This is a genomic window from Paenibacillus terrae (genome assembly GCF_000943545.1).
Taxonomy (GTDB): domain Bacteria; phylum Bacillota; class Bacilli; order Paenibacillales; family Paenibacillaceae; genus Paenibacillus; species Paenibacillus terrae_A.
The window spans coordinates 1-18,187 of the sequence record NZ_JTHP01000037.1 but is presented as its reverse complement, the minus strand read 5'-3'; the positions used below and the strand labels follow the sequence as shown (position 1 = coordinate 18,187).

Here is an 18,187-nt window from a genome sequence, read left to right as displayed (position 1 = left end):
TACGTCGCTCCTTATGTAAGAGCGTGAATTGAAAGCACGTATTTCTCATACCACACATGTAGCACAGTTATGACGTTCCTCATTTTTCTTTGAAATAAAAAAGGTTTGCCTTAGAATTTGGCAAGCCTCTTTTATGTTGGTTATAAATGCTAAAAAACTCATAATGAACTAACATTTTTATAGATGTGGAACTGTTCGGATCACCGCCCTAAAAAGCTGAACACCAAAAAAGAAGCCCGTTTTAACACAGACTCCTTAATGTATTCCCACGCTAACATGCACAAATCACGCTATTCTGTTTCTTCAAACTGCATTAACACGGAAATGTCCTTGATCTCCAGAGCATGGGCGATCTTTTCAAGCATAAGCAAGTTTACTTCTTGTCGGTCATCACTGCTTAGTTTGGATATCCTTGCCTGTGCAACACCGGATAGTTCTTCTAATTGTTTTTGAGTGATACCTTTTTCTTTAAGAATTTCCTTTAGCTTGATTCTGATTTTTAACATTTGGATTTCCTCCATATATCGTTGACAAAATATGACCATAGGGTTATATTTATTTTATGACCTTAAGGGCATATTAGAGACTGACATACTACAACCCAAAGGGATGTAACGAACATACCCTTAGCTTTGCTATTGCTATTTTACCAGAATTTCAATGGAGGATGATACCTATGACTGAAAAACGGAAAGCGAATGTGCAAGCGATTAAGGATATTGTACGCATGAATCAGGTGTGGGAACAGGAAAAGGGAGAGCAAGGAGCAGCAGAGCTACACTATTATCATATTGTAGATGCACTTCATCGGAAATGGCAAACCATCGGTGTCGATGTTTCGGACGCGATTGAGGTTTTTGAAAGAGGGCATAACGATGCATGGACACGGATTATTGAGCCAGCTCCTTGGAATCCTAATTTAACCACTAATGATTTAATTCACCTGCTCAAAATCAGTCCCGAAGCTGTGCAGATTCGTCATGCTATGCAAATCATACTGAATACCGTTGAAAGACGCAATGCGTTCATCCGTCGTATTATTAATGTGAATGATCAGGCAATCCAGCATCTGCTCCACCTGATGAAAGACGAATACCTGCGTTATGAGCAACTCTCGAATGAAGCCTTTATGGCGATGTATGCTATGAATCCGGTCGAAGCCTTATCTGTATATTTTCTGGAATCCGTAGATGTGCATATGTACTGGGAATGGTGTGATGCTGGCGGTACAGGCGAACAGGCCATTCAGTATAAGCATGAGGCCCCTTTTTTGACGCTGATTCAAGCGATTGAAAGAGTAGAAGAGGAAATGTATGCCCGTACATAACAAACCATAGGTATAGTTGCTACGCTGACGACAAAATGGCTTGGGTGGGCAGCTGGCTAGTCTCCTGCAAAGGATGTGAGGGCCGTGGAGGTTAAAGATGCTTTGACATTAATGATGATGTTCGGTACGCTGCTGGTTGCGTTGATCGGATTAATTGTCACCATCTTAATCGCATTGAACCAACACAACAGAAAGTAGACGGCCCACTTATAGCGAATTTCAAACCCGTTTGTTACAATTCAAGGAAATGGGTATAGACCATACATCATAGAGGAGGACATACATATAAGATGGATATTCAACAAAAATGGATGTGGCTCACTGTCCTATGAAGCCATTTGTCCTTGGGTATTGCAGATGGCAGTGCGGCTGAGAAATGGAATGGAAGCTTCCATGATACTGCGTGTTGCGCACATTTAGAAGACGAGAAGCGTAATGAGTTATTGTATCGAACGCCAGAATATCAAGCCTGGCAAAGCACAGCATGGTTTTTGGAAAACAACCGAAAGATAAGCTGTTTGTGGAAAAAGGAGTAAATTGGAATGATCTTCCGTTTGGCAAAAGCGCGGGGTATGTATTACCAAGCAACAGTATCGCAAAGGTGAGGCTATCAGAAACAAACTACATCAACCAATACGTCTACTTGGACAAGGATGTGTGAGAGTTGGAATGTGTCATTTTTATAGGAATTCAGGCTTCTGGAAAATCGACATTTTATAAAGAGTATTTCTTTAAAACACATATGCGAATAAATTTAGACATGCTTAAAACACGGAACAGGGAAAATATTTACCTACAAGCCTCCATCGAAACGATGCAGCGCTTTGTTGTAGACAATACGAATCCGACAGTCGAGGAACGGAAAAAATATATAGCTGTTTCAAAAAATAAGGGATTTAAAATTATAGGCTACTATTTTGAACCCGATTTTGTAGAATCCATCAAGCGTAATGAGAAACGAACAGGTAAAGAGCATATTCCTGAGATCGGTATTAAAAGCGTCATGAGTAAGCTTGAAGTTCCGAGCTACGAAGAAGGGTTTGATGAGCTGTACAGCGTCACATCCTGTGAAGGAACGTTTCGGGTCGAAAAGCTGACGGATAATCACACAATGTAGGAGGAAAATATGAATATACCTGAGAAATACATCAAATGTTTTCCAGCATATGAGGACGTATTTGTTGGTGATCTTGAACATTATCGGAAGCATTTTTTGCCGATTTGCTCGATTAATCTTCAATTTTTGTTCCCGGAGCAGGACGAGTGGTTGCATTTTGTTTCCGTAAAAGAAATTCACGAGGGCAGTGTAGGTGAGGATACCCAGTCATTTCACACCACATTCACGAAGGAAGATATGCTGGGGTTCGATGTGATGGATGGTAAATACAAATTCGAAGCGGATTGGGATTATTTTATCCTTCATCAGAAAGAGCAGTTGGAAGTTGCCTATGAAACGCTGAAATCCACCGGGGATAAAGCATATCTACGCATGAAAAGGAAAGTCATGTCTCTGGATGAAGTGGAGCATGCGTATATAGCTAATGAACAAGACTACCAATCCCGCAAAGCGTTTTTCCTGAAAAATAACAACATTTATCCTTATTCCTCTTTTGGAGATGCCAAAGAGTCTGTAGAAGAACTCACCCGCGATTTTGAGGACAAACAATCGAGTGGTTGGGGGTTGAGTTTTCCTGAAGTCAACGGTATATTGGATGATATCGCATTTCAGTCCGAAGAGGCCCAAAGCTATATAAAGGAATATGGTGAATCTATCGAAGAGATGCTCCAGTTCGAACATACTAACTTGCTTCATGTACCTAAATGTGCCAATGGCGAGACTTTTACCTATATCGGTTCCTTTACCGGATATTATTTTCAAGCGTTTGGGGCAGATTCCGTCTATTTATTTTATGATAGAGATTTGGTTAAAGCGGTCATTTGCTTCGAGTATTCCTAAGAGATATAGAAAAAGCTCCCCTGACGGGAGCTTTAAAATTTATTTCTTATTCATCTCCACATCATGCTTTTTGGCAAGTGTGTTGAGTTGTTCTTCAAAATCTCTGAATAGCTTTCTACCCTCGCTGAGCTTGGCGTTACTTTCATTGACTAAGTTCAGATCCTGTTTATCCAACGCATCAACCATCGTAATGAAGGCTTCCTTTTGAGTACTAGCGGCCTTGATGTAGGTTTCGTGGATGGCTCTTACCTCAGGAGTTTCCGTCTTTACAGCTTCTAACTTATCAACGAATTTGGTATACTCGGGGATAATATTGTCTTTTAAAGTATTATATAGTGTTAGATCATCTGTGTATTTATCTCCGGTTACGGATTCATACTTATCAGTTACTGCTTTTTCATCTTGTGCTAAGGGAAGCATTCCATCATTCACATAGGTAATTAAATCTTTTTTTACCGGATCGGTAGAGCAGGCTGCCAAAATGGAAAAGCAACATAATACCAACATAAATACGCTAAGTTTTTTCATCTGTATTCCCCTTTTTATGTATGTTATGGGTAATTCGATGTGCCTTGTAGTCAAAAAGAACTATCCATATCATTTTATTATATCGTATAAATAAGAGAATGGTAGGGTTTTTATGGTAAAATAGTGTCGAAACTAAGTTAATTGATCTGCTCATTAAAAATAGGTAACTATATGGAAGCCGATTCGGTGCGAACCCCAAGCGCACATGAAAATCCCGGGTCCTTCGCACCTCGAAATTTGTCGAAAAGTGTTGGATTGGCTATTTATCCATAAAAGTCAATAGTTGATCCAAGCTTATTGGGCATCAGTTTTTACGATAATGTGTGGAATTGATATCGTTAGGGTATGAATTACTGCATTTTCGCTGTCGCACTCTATATGAGTGCGTGGATTGAAATGGCTATCTCTGCATCCTTTTGTTGTATAAGGGATTCGTCGCACTCTACATGAGTGCGTGGATTGAAATTCGCGCAAGCTCTTTCGAGCCGCGTTCAGGCCTTCCGGTCGCACTCTACATGAGTGCGTGGATTGAAATAAGATGTAGAATAACTCTATCTGTCCAAGCACAAGGTCGCACTCTATATGAGTGCGAGATTGAAGCACAGCGCTCAAAATAACTTTTTACGTGTTTTGCGAAAAGTACATTATGTGCGCTCAAGCTGTGTGCTCAAGTTTTTTAGCTTGAAACTCGAAGGCCCCCTTTTAATTAGGGGAGCCTTTTTCGTCGTGATTTTTAGGATAGAAAAGTAGACAAGGATTTTCAGTGCTCTGTCCACTGCCTCAGGCATGCTTCCGAAAGCGGTGACTTAATTATCACGGATTACAAATAAGAATATTTGAAGAAGTATATTCCATTAGAACCAGAATTGTTTTATGATAGAGATAGACAGCTTAGAAGTTTTCCGGATTTATCTGGAAATAGCGGAAATTTAGTAAAACATTCGAGAGGGGATTTCAGTATGAACAGGTTCAGAAAGGCAACTTCGGTGTTGCTAAGCACAGTGCTCCTGCTTTCTTTCGGGATGACTGCAAACGCGAGTCAAAGCACAGAGGGTAAAACGGGACAAGCGATTAAAGCGGAGTCCAATTTTCAGCTAACAACTGAAAATGAAAGCGCCATTAAACATTTAACACGGGCAGACAAGCCCGCAAGCATTACAGATTCGGTGTATGCCATTACGGAAAATATCAACTTGCAAACACCACAGAAATCTGTTTTGAAAAAGAAAGTTACCCCTTCGCTGAAAGCAAGTCCAAAGTCAGCATCAGCGAAAGCCACAGCTACAGCGTCCTCCGCTACATATTCCGGTACGATTACGGAAGAGGGAGGTACACAGTTTTTATATCCGATCTACTTGCAGCCCGGTGAATTGTTGCAGGCTCAATTGGACGGACCGTTTTCAGCGCAGCTTGACTATGACTTGTACTTATATGAGTTTGATATGACGACAGGTGACATTAATCCCAATGCCATTGACAATTCCATCTACGGTACTTATTTTAACAATTATGAACAAGGGTCTGCATCACTTCCCGAAAATGTAGGAGCCCGCAACACGACTGGATCTGAAAAGGCTTATGCGATTGCAGTCCATGCCAAGAAGGGGTCAAGTATTAATGATCTTTTCTATCTGACTGTGGATACAAGCTCCAAATATGATGCATATGAGCCGGATGAGAGCGCCTTTCATGCTTATAATTTTACGATTAACAACGGAGGTTCTTCGATTAACTCACGCTCCATCCATTCCGGCATAGATAACGATTGGTATCAAATCACGATACCTGCAAGCCGTAATTATGATGCATTAAATGTGAAGCTGGATAGTACCTCGGAGAGCTACGGCTATAAAGCGGAAGTTTATGGGGTGCTCACTGGTAACCAAATGGTGCTTCTCCCGCAAACGAATCACAATGTTTCCTTGAATACGGGAACCTACTATGTGCGAGTGTACACCACAAGTCAGTATTCAGCCGACCATTTGTATACACTAACCATTAAACCGGTACTCAAGGCTGGTAAAATTGAAATTACTGGCTATAACTCCAATGGCTATTATGACTATCCAACTTACTCATACGGTCGTCATTATCGTATTAATGGAGGCAGCAGCCTGATCGTGAATGGTGTCGTTAAAACGACGGATGGTCAATTGGTTCCCAATGCGCCTGTCACTGTCGCTTGGGTGGATCAGAACTGGAGCGAGGGCAGCGGTAACCGTACCAGAACAGCTTCTGCGTATACGAACAATAACGGGGCATTCAGTGTGACACTTTCCCTTCCACAATCTACAGGAAGAAATGTAGAGTATTTGGGTGACATTGGTTCTACGCACTATTATGATCTTACAGGAGTAGCGGCTCAGGTCGACGGCACCTCGATTAGTGCAACGGATATTATTTATCTTTTTGCTTACAGTATTAGAAATTAATCATTTTTTAACGTAGTAGAGTAATACATAAGAGTCGCTTTTTTTCGCAATGGCTTGCTGAGGCTTTCCATTTTCGAAAAAGGCGGCTTTTTATGTTTTTTTGATTCAGCCACACCACATGACTATATACGCCAATGGTCCTGATATCATATATTACAAATAAAAATATTTAGTACAGTATCTTCCATTAGAACTAGAAGTGTTTTATGATAGAGTCATACAGCCTAGAAGTTACCCTGGTTTATCCGGGGAATAGCGGGAATTCCTTAAACCATTTGAGAGGGGATTTCAGTATGAAGAGGTTCAAAAAGGCTATTGCAGTTATGCTAAGCACGATGCTCCTGTTTGCTTTTGGGTTGACTGCGAACGCGAGTCAGAGCACAGATGGGGAATCGGACCAAGCGATTAAGGCGGAGTCCGATGTTCAGCTAACAACTGTAAATGAAAGCGTCATTAAGCAGCTAACGCGGGCAGACAAGCCTGGCAGTATTACTTCTTCGGTGTATGCAATGAAGGAAGATATCAACTTCAAGACACCAGAGACACCCTCATTGAAAAAAGAAACTGTTCCTTCGCTGAAAGCAAGCCCAGCGGCAGCCACAGCTTCTTCTGCTACGTATTCCGGTACGATTACGGAAGAGGGAGGTACACAATTTTTATATCCGATCTATTTGCAGCCTGGCGAATTGTTGCAGGCTCAGCTGGATGGTCCATTTTCAGCACAGCTTGACTATGACTTATACTTATACGAGTTTGATATGACGACAGGTGACATCAACCCCAATCCAATAGATGCTTCTACCTACGGTACTTATTTTAACAATTATGAACAGGGGGCTGCATCACTTCCCGAAAACGTAGGAGCGCGCAACGCTATCGGATCTGAAAAGGCTTATGCGATTGCAGTTCATGCCAAGAAGGGCTCTAGCATTAATGCCCCTTTCTATCTGACTGTCGATACAAGTTCCAGCTACGATGCATATGAGCCGGATGAGAGCGCTTTTCATGCTTATAACTTTACCTTTAGTACGGGCGGATCTTCCCTTAACTCACGTTCCATCCATTCAGGCATTGATAACGACTGGTATCAAATCACGATCCCTGCGAGCCGCAATTATGATGCATTAAATGTAAAGCTGGATAGTACCTCGGAAAGCTACGGTTACAAAGCGGAAGTTTATGGAGCTCTCAGCGGCAACCAGATGGTGCTTCTCCCGCAAACGAATCACAATGTTTCTTTAAATACTGGAACCTACTATGTACGAGTATACACAACCAATCAGTATTCAGCTGACCATTTGTATACACTAACACTTAAACCGGTACTTCGGGCTGGAAAAATTGTAATTAACGGTTACGACTCTTCTAAAAATGGCCCTAATGACTACCCAACCTATTCTTACGGTCGTCATTACCGTGTTAATGGAACCAGTGATTTTACTGTGAAGGGTGTCGTTACTACAACTGATAATTATCCTGTTGCAAATGCGCCTGTTGATATGACATGGTTGAATCAGAACTGGACTGAAGGCAGCGGCAATCGCACTCGTACAGGCACAGCTTATACGGATCAGAATGGGGCCTTTAGTGTTACTGTTTCCCTGCCACATTCAACTGGAAGTATTGCGGAATACCTGTCTGGAGCAATCAGTTTTACACACTATTTTGATCTCTCAGGGGTAGCTGCTCAGGTTAGGGGTACTTCGATTATAGACACAGATATTGTATATCACTTCGCTTACAGTATTTATGGCGGTTGATTAACTGCTTTAATATTTGTTCATTTTTTAGGACAAAGCATATATTCATTCCATATGTGCTTTGTCCGATATATATAGAAACAGGGTCACATTACATTATACATACGACTTAGAGTGCCTGTTACCAAATGACAGGAGGAAATGAAATGAATTTTGAGCCCCTTAGAATGCAACGAGCCGTTATTAACACTAGTAGCTTGCGGATAAATCCGGCAGCAAAGCAGGCCCAATCCCCCCAGCTTTATGAAGGAAAACGCTCCGAATTGGTTATTCAAGACTCCGTAGAGATTAGCGAAACCGGTAGGCAGCTGGCTGAGGGAGCTATTGTATCACAGTCTGCTAAGTATTTCGGTACAACCCAGATCAACGATTCATTAAACCGAGTTTTAAAAGGTCAGCCAGAAGAAGTGTCCAACGCGGTGTACAGTATGATTGAATCCAATTTTATCGTCAATGGTACAGTAACAGATGAGAGCCAGCGAACCGTGCTACTGGAGATGGGAGTTTCCCAATCCAAGTATATTGCAGACCACTATATGGAAGGTGACAAGGCCAAAGAGTTTTTGGAAACCATGAACCAGATAGCTGCTATTGCTATGACACGATCAATTGATCCAGAGACCGGAGATATTAGTTACACGACTCCAATAGACCGTCCGCTAGGTGCCCCTGAGGATTACGTCAAGCTGTCGGAAGTGATGAAGCAGGCTGATCCCCAAAAGTATACTGCATTCATCAATGACATTAAAGGTGGAGGGAATGGACTGAGTCAGCTGATAGATTTTGCACAAAAGGTTCCTCAAAACCCCAAATGGATTGAGAAATATAAGGAACGTACAGGAGAGATTGCGGAGTTGCTAAATAACACGCGAATAGAGAACCGGTTTGACAAGGCTGATACGACTTCAGCTTCCGCATTTATGAACAGTATGCAAAATATTCTTAAGGAATCTTCCGCTATACAGGACTCATATAGTCAGAACTTGCGCGGCTTTTTTCGGAACTTGGGCGTTCACGTTAATTAAGGCTTCAAGGCTGATCCCGAGATGTGGAATAATGTGGAATACAAGAATTTATGAATTTTAAATGATGTCGTGCTGTTTACATTACGTTTAGAACGAAGTATAATAACTTCAAAACATACTCGTTACATTGAGGAAGCACCTCAAACTTAGGCTTAACCGCCTTCGTTTGGGGTGCTTTTTCTATTTTAGCCGAAACGAGTTTGTAAAACTCTTTGAAAATAAAATAAAGCAAGGGAGAAATGTATGTATCCAAAAAACAAGCGAAAGGGAAGGAAATATAGCAAGTGGGTATATGGATTTTTAGCTGTAATGATCATGTTAACTGCCTTTCCTATATTTCCAGATAGGGTATCAGCTGCTACCCAAGAGATCATCGGTGGACCTTTTTGCCAAAATAATCTACCTGGCGGGGGTGACGGTTGGGGGTTCTGGTCAGGAAATGGAGTAGGAGCCACTGAAGTTTATAGCGGCATGGGTTCGGCAAGATATAAGTGTGAAGGTGTGGTGCAGCCGACAGAACGTTTTGTTGACATTGGAAGATCTATTAAGACATCTGAGTATAAGTTATTTGTTTATATCGAAGGGTCTTACCATACTGATATATATGTATCTAATGCAGCAGCGGGTAACAGTTGGCAGCCTAATGGAACGAATTTATATACATGGACCGATGTCACAAAATTTTATGCCAGTAGCTCTTATCAAGGGAAATGGGTAGAGATCACAGACTCTATTACGTTAAAAGATATTCGGTATTTTAGAGCTATGGGTACTAACCAGCAGACTAGTAATGAAATATCCAAGTTTGGAGTCCGTGTCATTCCCAAATCAGATCTGATGCCTAAACCACCCCAGATTAGTGCAGGGGCTGAGGGCCAAGCAAGTACGGGATGGACCAAAGGACCTGTAACGGTTTGGATCAATGGAGACGTGGCCCCTGAAGGGCTGAAATACTATGAATACAGCCTAAATGGTGGAGCATTCCAACAGTACACAGGACCCTTTACTGTATATGATCATGGTGTAAATACAATCTATGCCCGGACTGTAGACGTGAATAACCAGTACAGTGGTCTTTCTTCCGGGAATGTCAGGATAGACAAAATGCCGCCGACGCCACCGATCATAAGTGCAACGGGCAACAGTAATGACTATACCATTACATTGCAGCCAGGAGCGGACGATTATTCTGGGCTGGCCCATACACAATTTCGCGTGACGGGCGTTGTCAATCAAGGTTGGCAAGACTATGGTGGAGCGTTTCATGTTAATCAAGATGGCAAAAGCACGGTTTATGCCCGCTCCATAGACAATGTGGGTAATGTGAGCCAAGAAGTAAGCAAGGAAGTCACTATTGATAAAAAGGGACCGACTGCTCCTGCTATCCGAGCTAGCGAGGTGGGTCCAACGATCAACAATGTGAATATTGCCATTGATTCAGGAAGTGATCCTGTAAATGGAATCAAGATGACGCAGTATCGTTTGAGTTCAGCAGGGGAGTGGCAGACATATAATGGCGTTTTTACATTAAATGCGGAAGGGCTGTACGAACTATCAGCACGGACAATCAATAATCTGGACGTGCCTAGTCCAATCGTGACTCAATCGGTCATGATTGATCGAACCAAGCCAACGCCCCCGGAAGTTACATTTTCCGAGGTGACGATGCCCACCCGATACACCAATAAGCCAGTACAATTTGCTATTTCAGGTGGAACGGATATTTCAGCAGTACATTACGAATATCAAATGGGCTCTGGCAATTATGTTCCTGGTTCATCGGGAGTATTAAATAGCTCCGGCATCGTAAAAGTGACTGCTCAAGCTGTGGATGCAGCTGGAAATCGGAGTGATCCGGTGTCCGCAACATCTTATGTTGATTTGGAACCCCCTACGATCCAGCTGACACCGGATTCGCGTGAATGGAAGGATACGAGCATTCAAGTGGGGATACGATATGCGGACCAACATTCGGGGATCGAACCAGCCACGATGCAGTATAAAATCACGAACAGCCCTGATGTACCCGAACATTGGGATACAGCTGCTGATACAGGAATTCAGATTAACCTTTCAAATGAAGGTGAATGGTATGTTCATGCCAAGGTTAAAGATCAGGCGGGTAACATTTCTGAAACGGTCAGCAGAGCACTTCGCATTCAGAAGCAGCCTCAGCCGGCTGAGCTTTCTGCGTCATCCGTACGAAATACAGAGGTCGATCTGCAATGGACTCTTCCATCGGGCCTTGATGATGGTTACGTCTATACCATCCGAAATTTAACGACGAATGAAATTTGGGATGTTACGCATCCGACAAATTCTTTTACAGACAAAGGGCTACAGGGAGGACAGCAATACGAATATGAAGTGCGTTCCAGTAATCACGTGGGAGGCAATGCTTATTCCAATCGAGTTCGTGTGTTAACGTTACCTGATGCCCCGGATCAGATCCGATTACGAACCATTTCTCGTACTTCAGCACAAATCATGGCTGATTTTACGCCAGTGCTTTCAGCTGAAAACTATAAGATTACAGCAACGGATGTTAGTACAGGCGAAGTTATATTTAAGGATACTGTTACACAGGATGTGTATAATCCAATTACGGGGATGAAACCGGGAGAATTTTACGATGTTTCTGTATCAGCTATGAATGCCAGTGGAGAGGGTGCGGCCAAGCATGTGTCTTTTTTAAGCCTGCCAGATAGCCCAAGCGGATTCCAAAATGTAACCGTGAAGGACGATGGAATCGACTTGAAATGGAATCGTGTAATTACAGCGACATACTATGTTCTGGAGCGGGACAAAGCATCTGTTTATAAGGATGTGTATACTGAATTCGCTGATCACGGACTTCGGGCAGGAACGGAGTATGATTATTCCATTTCCGCTGAAAATGCAACCGGCTTTGGAGATTATACACATTTGAGGGTCATCACATTGCCTGATCGGGTAACCACGCTGGCGAGTGTGGAGAATGATGTATATTCTGTCAGTGTAGGTTGGCAAGATGTTCAGGGGGCTGACGGATACATCTTGAATGTTAATGATGAGCCAGATGTGCGGCTTTCCCGAGGAAGCCACGCCTATACTTTTGATGGATTGCCCGCAGGTAGGACTGCAAATATTCGAATCCGGGCCTACAATCGAAGTGGTATAGGCGGAGATACGACTATCAACGCGTTAACACTACCCCCATCGGTTGTACGTCTTATAGCGGTAGAGGTTCGGGAACATGATGCCGCGATTGTTTGGGACCCAGTCGATGGGGCGACCAAATATAAAGTATCAATCAATAGCCAGGATTATTACAGCACTGAACCACGTGTAGTCGTTTCCGGATTAGAAGGTGGAAAAAAATACGATTTTCAGGTGAGCAGCGGTAATAGTAGCGGGTTCAGTCAGCCTGTGCGGGAAAAACTGCTTACGCTTCCACCTCAAGTGCAAAACGTCAAAGTCACAGAGCTAGGGAATGGCCAGATTTTGCTGAACTGGGATGAAACCAAAAATGCTTATCAATATGCTGTAATTCGGAAAGATACTGGTGAAATCGTGGATACCAAGGATACTAGTATCAAGCTTTCAGGTATCCAACCCGGTACGATGTACTCGTTCGGCATTCAAGCTGTAAATACAACGGGCGCAGGTGAGTGGACTCCATTTACGTATCGTGCGCTCCCAGGCCAAATACCAGATCATGAGCTGACATTTAAAGATGTAACAGATACCGATCTGGTAGTTACGTGGAAAGAAGCTCCTGGTGCGGATACCTACCATGTGTACCAAAATGGTCTGCTTATCGGTCATACGGCCAACTCTAATTTTAAAATAGATGGCTTGGACAGCTCCACGGTGTATCGTATTACCGTCAAACCGGTTAACACAAGCGGTGAAGGTAAACAGACAGAAGGCGAGGTAGAAACGTTACCGTCTCCAGAATTTGCGTTTTCGAAAACGGAGACGACTAATAGCGAGTTTATGATCCACTGGGAATCAGAACACAAAAATGATATTTTCGTGCTCACCAGTGAAGGGCAAACAGAATTATATCGTGGTAAGGATCGAAGCTTTATTTGGAGTCAACTTAAAGAGAAACAATCGTATGCTGTTCAGCTTTGGGCAGAAAACAGCCAAGGAAAGCGTACCATTGCTAAACAAGCGAACGGTAAAACAACAGGGAGTACTGGAGCCTCAGCCTCAGGCGGTGGAGCAGGAGGTGGGGGGATTGTTAAGCCGATTCAGCCCGATGTAGAGGAGTTGACTGAAACAGCAATCATTCAAGCACCTTCAGTCGAAACGAAGCCCAATCGCTTTAGTGACATTGAGCGGGCATTTAATAAAGATAAGATTAATGCCCTTGCAGATTTGGGGGTAGTGAAGGGTATGACCCAAACCCTTTTTGAGCCGAGCAGACCTGTAACACGTATGGAGTTCACTTCGATGCTCGTCCGTTCCCTGAAATTACCGCTCGAAACGGATATGGCTTTAAGCTTCGAGGATATCAATCCATCAGCGTGGTATGTTGATCTACTAAAAACAGCGATTAAAGATCAGGTCGCTCGTGGATTTAGTAATAAGGTATTTGCTCCAGATCGCGTTATTAACCGGGAGCAGGCGGCTAAAATGGTGAACAACGTTATCAAGGCTACGCCACAACAAGAAAGCAATATCTACTCAGATGCCTCTCAAATTGTGGAATGGGCCAGAGAAGATGTACTTGGTCTAACCGAAATTAATTTAGTACAAGGATATCCAGATGGAAGCTTCCGTGCAAAACAGGAAATCACACGCGCCGAAGCGGCTGAAATGATTTATAACATGATTCAGAAAATTCAATAAAAAGAAGGGGGTGGCATTAGCCAGCCCCTCTTTTGTATATGTGCATATAGGAATTGATGCAGTATGCTCACATTGATTTTTATTCCGCAATAGCGGGATTTAAATTGGAATTTCTATAGGCTGGAACGCCATTGATTAAAGCGGTTCTTAACTGAATATATCGTACACCATAATAGGTTGTTGTATTGTTCAGACCAGATGAAAGTACAGTTATTTTATAATATTGAAAAGGAATCTCATTACTAAATTGATAAGTCGTTTTTGCAGTAGTTGGCACAGCTTCTACTTCACCTAGTCTAAACCAGTTTTCTCCGTCGTTAGAACCATGAAGAGAAAACGTTAGGATAAAAGCTTTAAAGGTTGGCTGAGCCAAGAGGATATCATTAATCGTTTTGCCTTCATCTAATTTGAAAATCAATTCTCCACCTCTACCGCTTAAGCTGCTCTCCCAAGAAAGATTATTATCGATTAAAATATTTTTTGGAAAAGTATTTTTGGTATCACCATTAGTTGAAACATTTTCTTCTGCTATAACGACAGGATCAATTGAAAAAGAATAATCGTTTGGATTCTGACTAAATTTTGTCATGTTGGATTTCCTCCATTAGTTAAATTATTTAATATTGGAATCAATTTCATAATACCCTCAGTAGCTTTAATAAAGAGTGCATATAGATCAAAATGGTTTAGTTTGTCTATATGTAGTATACATTTCGTCGGCTTAATCATTTATGAAATGGATTCATTGTTGAAGTTATCATTTTATATTCATATGAATCTCTCAATAAATGTATTCCCTAATATAAAATACATATTGCGACTGCCAGAAAAAACACATCAATACTCATCAACAGGTAGAGATTGTCGTCTACATAGCTTCAAATGGACTGAAGTAAACCCGGGTTAGATATAGCACTGGATTGCCTCAATTCGCAAATGAGCGCAAGGCTGTATATACAGTTATTGCTAGAATGCTGTTGATGACGACACATACAGTATAAGCAACCCCCGCGTATTCCTAACATTAAGATGGAACAACTGTTCAAATGGTTTTATGATAGAGTTTAAGCGATATAATTGAGGATTTTGCACAAATCCACAAAGCGACGTGTAATCAGCAATATATAGATCGAAATGATTTTATTCGTCTATATATTGTACCTTGTAGCGACTGGAATCGAATTTTGCAAAATCCTGAATTACGAAAAAGGCCCCTATTGGGACCCTAAAGCAGTTCATATATTTGCGCTTAACACGTTTTACCCCTTCTGCTTGTAAAATTCATGGTACAGCTTCATTAATGCACGCTTTTCAATGCGAGACACATACGAACACGAAATCCCCAGCTCTCTGGCGATTTCCCGCTGTGTACGTTCTTCACCTCCGGCGGCCTTGATCAGGCCGATGGTACCGATGGATATGAGGTCCTCCAAATCTTCACCGGTTTATTAAATTTAAGGAAGGCGGAACGTGTATTCATCCAAAATAACCTGATATAAACAAGCCGGAGGCGCATGTTGGGCGGCACTCCGGCTTATTTTTATATGTAGAGGTTCATCCTGCTCGTAAGTAAATTCACTCTTGCTATAAGTCGTAATTTAAGATATATTATTAATTAAATAACTGATCATTTAATTAATGAAGGTTTAGTTTAAAGAGAGGGGAATACATTTGGCAAGACCCATCAATGAAGAAAAAAGACTGGAGCGGCGTAAACGTATCCTAGAAGAAGCTGTTGTCCTGTTCGCAGAAAGTGGATATTCTAATACCACAACGGCTATCATTGCGCAGAGTGTGGGAGTGACTCCTGGAACCATTTTTCAATATTTCCCTAGCAAAGAAGCTTTATATTACGCCGCTGTCCTTGAGCCGCTTGCTGATATTCAGGCGAAATCGCTTGCTTGTCTACAACAAGAGGGGACGCCGGGCGTATTGATTAAGAACATGGTGGCAGAACAATTCAACCATATCTACTTATATACAAATGAATTGCGGCTTGTTCAATCTGTCTTAGGACAACGAATAAGATTCCCTGAACTTACACAGAAGGTCCTTGAAAGTACAAAGGTAATGACAAATGCGATCGAATGCGTCTATGCCAAGGGACAGTTAATGGGAGAATTCAACAAAAGCTTTTCTCCAGCAATGATCTCTCGTGCCTATATCTCTTTCTTTAATGGAGTGGGCTTAACTCTTGGAGAAAGTATTATTCATCATCCCGAGTGGGAAAATCTGAAGGGGCATGCCTTTTATTTGTTCGCACCCATACAACCTAAAAAAAACTGGAGGAGTCTGAATGAGTCAAACATCATTACAACCCGATCTGACATTTAACGTTCGTGTGAAAAAACGGAAGAAAATTTTATGGAGCCTAGGGATCGTGCTTTTGCTTGTGATGGCTCTTGTATTTTTTATATCTTATAAAGTAGTAGACACCTTGTTGCACCATCCTAGAGACACTAATGTCAGCTACGAATTGAATATCGATAAAACTCCCTACGAAGAGGTCGAGTTCAAGAGTTTGAAAAATGATAATACGATTAGAGGTTCCTTCTTCCCTGCAAGCGGTCTTTCTGGTAAAGCAAGTAATAAGACGATTATTGTCGTCCATGGATATACGAGCAATCGTTTAGTCAAAGGGCGGACCCCAAAGTTAGTAGAGCATTTCGTTCCGAAAGGCTACAATGTATTGGCATTTGACCTCAGCTCGCAAGGTAAATCCGATGGTGATTTGATTACACTGGGCCTCAATGAAAAATACGATTTGCTAGGAGCTGTAAGCTATTTAAAATCCAGAGAACATGCGGGTGATAACATTGGAGTTATCGGCTTTTCAATGGGTGCTGCTACTTCTTTGCTAGCCGCAAGTGAAAGTGATGACATCAAAGCCGTAATTGCGGATAGTCCTTTTCGTAATGCTGGTCTATTTCTGAGAGAGGGTTTGCCCTTCTTTTCAGGTTTACCTGCGTTTCCATTCAGTTATACATCGACATGGATGGCAAATTGGGCCTTTAAGGTTGATCTTGATTCCATATCTCCTATGGATGCGGTAAAAAAGATGCAAGACAAGCCAGTTATGCTCATTCATGGTACTGGAGATCAGCAAATTAGTTATAAAAATACAGAAATTATTTACGAGTCCTTAAAAGATAACCCAAAAGCAGAAGTATGGTACCCGCAAAATACGGAGCACATCGATGCCATCAACCATTACCCTACTGAATATTTCAAAAGAGTAGATCGCTTTTTGGATGAGTATGTAGGAAAATAAATTCAATCCAAGAGAGCCAACTAAAGCAGGAGCTTGTCCTGACGAAGTAAAAATACCCAATAATATCAAGCATTCTTAGCCTGTAGTGTAGAAAACCACTACAGGCTTTTATTTGCGTTTTAAATGAAAATACATAGCAAAATAGTTATTATTGAAGCGGAAAAACTCTGAAATACAAGTAAGGATAGAGAGAATAACTGAAAAGAAGCAAGTAATTGAATTATGAAAAAGACCTAAAAAGGCCCTGTTAAGGGCCTCAAGTGGCTTCATATATCTCTTTATCCATTACCCCTTCTGCTTGTAAAGTTCATGGTACAGCTTCATTAATGCACGCTTTTCAATTCGGGACACATACGAACGGGAAATCCCCAGCAACCTTTCCGGCCAAAATGAATGTTTTTTGCTCTTCTTTGTTCGAATATATCGGAATGTACAGGTTCTCTGTATTATAGCCGTCTCTTTTCTTGCTTCTTCGCTAAAGTGAATGTTAGATGTCTGTTTAATAGAGAAAGTGTCCATACTGTCTAGTAATAATAGGAAGAGGACGGGATGGAACATGTGGACCCCATTAAGCAAAAAGGATAATCTAATGAATGATGTGTTCAAGTTCATGTTAGACCTTGAAGAACCCTGGAAATTAGCTGATATTGAGTATGACCCGCAAGAAGAAGCTTGGCACTTATTTATTGATTTTGAACGAGGAGCCCTGTTTGCCTGTCCGTATTGTGGAGCACCTTGCAAGGCCTACGATGCAGAGAAAAAACAGTGGCGCCATCTCGATATTTGGAAATGGAAAACCTATTTACATGCCCGGGTTCCCCGAACAGACTGCAAACAATGTAATAAAATCACGTTGATTCCCGTGAAGTGGTCCCGGCCGTTGTCGCATTTCACCTTGGATTTTGAGGCCTGGGCCATGCGTTTAATGGCTGAAATGCCCGTCAACGCAGCAGCGCGTGAATTACGAGAACATGACACACGCATGTGGCGGATTTTTCATCACTACGTCAATCGAGCCATGACCGAACTGGACGTCAGCTTAGTTCGG

Annotated in this window: 15 protein-coding genes and 2 pseudogenes; 12 read left to right on the top strand and 5 right to left on the bottom strand. The window is 41.9% G+C overall.

The annotated features are described in order from the left end of the window. Positions 1 to 290: 290 nt before the first annotated feature. Complete coding sequence (locus tag QD47_RS17495; protein ID WP_044647333.1) at positions 291 to 506, bottom strand: helix-turn-helix domain-containing protein; 216 nt, start codon at positions 504 to 506, stop codon at positions 291 to 293. 170 nt (positions 507 to 676) lie between these two features. On the opposite strand from QD47_RS17495, the gene QD47_RS30910 reads away from it, so the two are divergent. The 5 genes from QD47_RS30910 (at position 677) to QD47_RS17480 (ending at position 3,284) form a co-directional block, all read left to right on the top strand. After that, the gene (locus QD47_RS30910; RefSeq protein WP_082067219.1) at positions 677 to 1,327 is read left to right on the top strand and encodes a hypothetical protein; all 651 of its coding nucleotides are present in this window, start codon (positions 677 to 679) and stop codon (positions 1,325 to 1,327) included. 84 nt (positions 1,328 to 1,411) lie between these two features. Beyond that, on the top strand, positions 1,412 to 1,525 hold the full coding sequence (locus QD47_RS33250; RefSeq protein WP_223264084.1) for a putative holin-like toxin: 114 nt from the start codon (positions 1,412 to 1,414) through the stop codon (positions 1,523 to 1,525). A gap of 140 nt (positions 1,526 to 1,665) precedes the next feature. After that, positions 1,666 to 1,863 (top strand): CbrC family protein, encoded by a 198-nt coding sequence (locus QD47_RS30905; protein WP_082067218.1) that lies wholly within the window; start codon positions 1,666 to 1,668, stop codon positions 1,861 to 1,863. Between the two features lie 128 nt (positions 1,864 to 1,991). After that, complete coding sequence (locus tag QD47_RS17485; protein WP_044647332.1) at positions 1,992 to 2,444, top strand: AAA family ATPase; 453 nt, start codon at positions 1,992 to 1,994, stop codon at positions 2,442 to 2,444. A gap of 9 nt (positions 2,445 to 2,453) precedes the next feature. Continuing rightward, a complete protein-coding gene (locus QD47_RS17480; RefSeq protein ID WP_044647331.1) occupies positions 2,454 to 3,284 on the top strand; it encodes a hypothetical protein in 831 nt (276 codons plus the stop codon). Between the two features lie 39 nt (positions 3,285 to 3,323). On the opposite strand, the gene QD47_RS17475 is transcribed toward QD47_RS17480, so the two are convergent. Beyond that, the gene (locus QD47_RS17475) at positions 3,324 to 3,812 is read right to left on the bottom strand and encodes a hypothetical protein (RefSeq protein WP_044647330.1); all 489 of its coding nucleotides are present in this window, start codon (positions 3,810 to 3,812) and stop codon (positions 3,324 to 3,326) included. Positions 3,813 to 4,771: 959 nt separating this feature from the next. Here QD47_RS17475 and QD47_RS17470 point away from each other — a divergent pair. The 4 genes from QD47_RS17470 (at position 4,772) to QD47_RS17455 (ending at position 13,868) form a co-directional block, all read left to right on the top strand. Further along, the gene (locus tag QD47_RS17470) at positions 4,772 to 6,244 is read left to right on the top strand and encodes an Ig-like domain-containing protein (protein ID WP_044647329.1); all 1,473 of its coding nucleotides are present in this window, start codon (positions 4,772 to 4,774) and stop codon (positions 6,242 to 6,244) included. Positions 6,245 to 6,537: 293 nt separating this feature from the next. Further along, positions 6,538 to 8,004, top strand: coding sequence for an Ig-like domain-containing protein (locus QD47_RS17465; RefSeq protein WP_044647328.1), 1,467 nt, complete (start codon positions 6,538 to 6,540; stop codon positions 8,002 to 8,004). Positions 8,005 to 8,150: 146 nt separating this feature from the next. Further along, positions 8,151 to 9,029, top strand: a complete 879-nt coding sequence (locus tag QD47_RS17460) for a hypothetical protein (protein WP_044647327.1) — start codon at positions 8,151 to 8,153, stop codon at positions 9,027 to 9,029. Positions 9,030 to 9,272: 243 nt separating this feature from the next. Then, the gene (locus QD47_RS17455; RefSeq protein WP_044647326.1) at positions 9,273 to 13,868 is read left to right on the top strand and encodes a fibronectin type III domain-containing protein; all 4,596 of its coding nucleotides are present in this window, start codon (positions 9,273 to 9,275) and stop codon (positions 13,866 to 13,868) included. A gap of 79 nt (positions 13,869 to 13,947) precedes the next feature. On the opposite strand, the gene QD47_RS17450 is transcribed toward QD47_RS17455, so the two are convergent. Together QD47_RS17450 and QD47_RS30900 are read right to left on the bottom strand one after the other, a co-directional pair. Next, a complete protein-coding gene (locus QD47_RS17450; RefSeq protein ID WP_044647325.1) occupies positions 13,948 to 14,457 on the bottom strand; it encodes a discoidin domain-containing protein in 510 nt (169 codons plus the stop codon). Between the two features lie 670 nt (positions 14,458 to 15,127). Beyond that, positions 15,128 to 15,259, bottom strand: a pseudogene (locus tag QD47_RS30900) (sigma factor-like helix-turn-helix DNA-binding protein); the annotation flags it as partial. A 280-nt stretch (positions 15,260 to 15,539) separates the two neighbouring features. Between QD47_RS30900 and QD47_RS17445 the strand changes: the two are divergent. Together QD47_RS17445 and QD47_RS17440 are read left to right on the top strand one after the other, a co-directional pair. Continuing rightward, positions 15,540 to 16,202, top strand: coding sequence for a TetR/AcrR family transcriptional regulator (locus QD47_RS17445; protein WP_044647324.1), 663 nt, complete (start codon positions 15,540 to 15,542; stop codon positions 16,200 to 16,202). After that, positions 16,165 to 17,139 carry an alpha/beta hydrolase gene (locus QD47_RS17440; protein ID WP_044647323.1) on the top strand — a complete coding sequence of 325 codons (975 nt, stop codon included), beginning with the start codon at positions 16,165 to 16,167 and terminating at the stop codon, positions 17,137 to 17,139. The genes QD47_RS17445 and QD47_RS17440 overlap by 38 nt, the downstream gene beginning before the upstream one ends. A gap of 285 nt (positions 17,140 to 17,424) precedes the next feature. Here QD47_RS17440 and QD47_RS31690 read toward each other — a convergent pair. Continuing rightward, positions 17,425 to 17,514, bottom strand: a pseudogene (locus QD47_RS31690) (sigma factor-like helix-turn-helix DNA-binding protein); the annotation flags it as partial. A gap of 181 nt (positions 17,515 to 17,695) precedes the next feature. Between QD47_RS31690 and QD47_RS17430 the strand changes: the two are divergent. Further along, the coding region (locus tag QD47_RS17430; protein WP_161797180.1) for a helix-turn-helix domain-containing protein at positions 17,696 to 18,187 on the top strand (492 nt) is incomplete at its 3' end.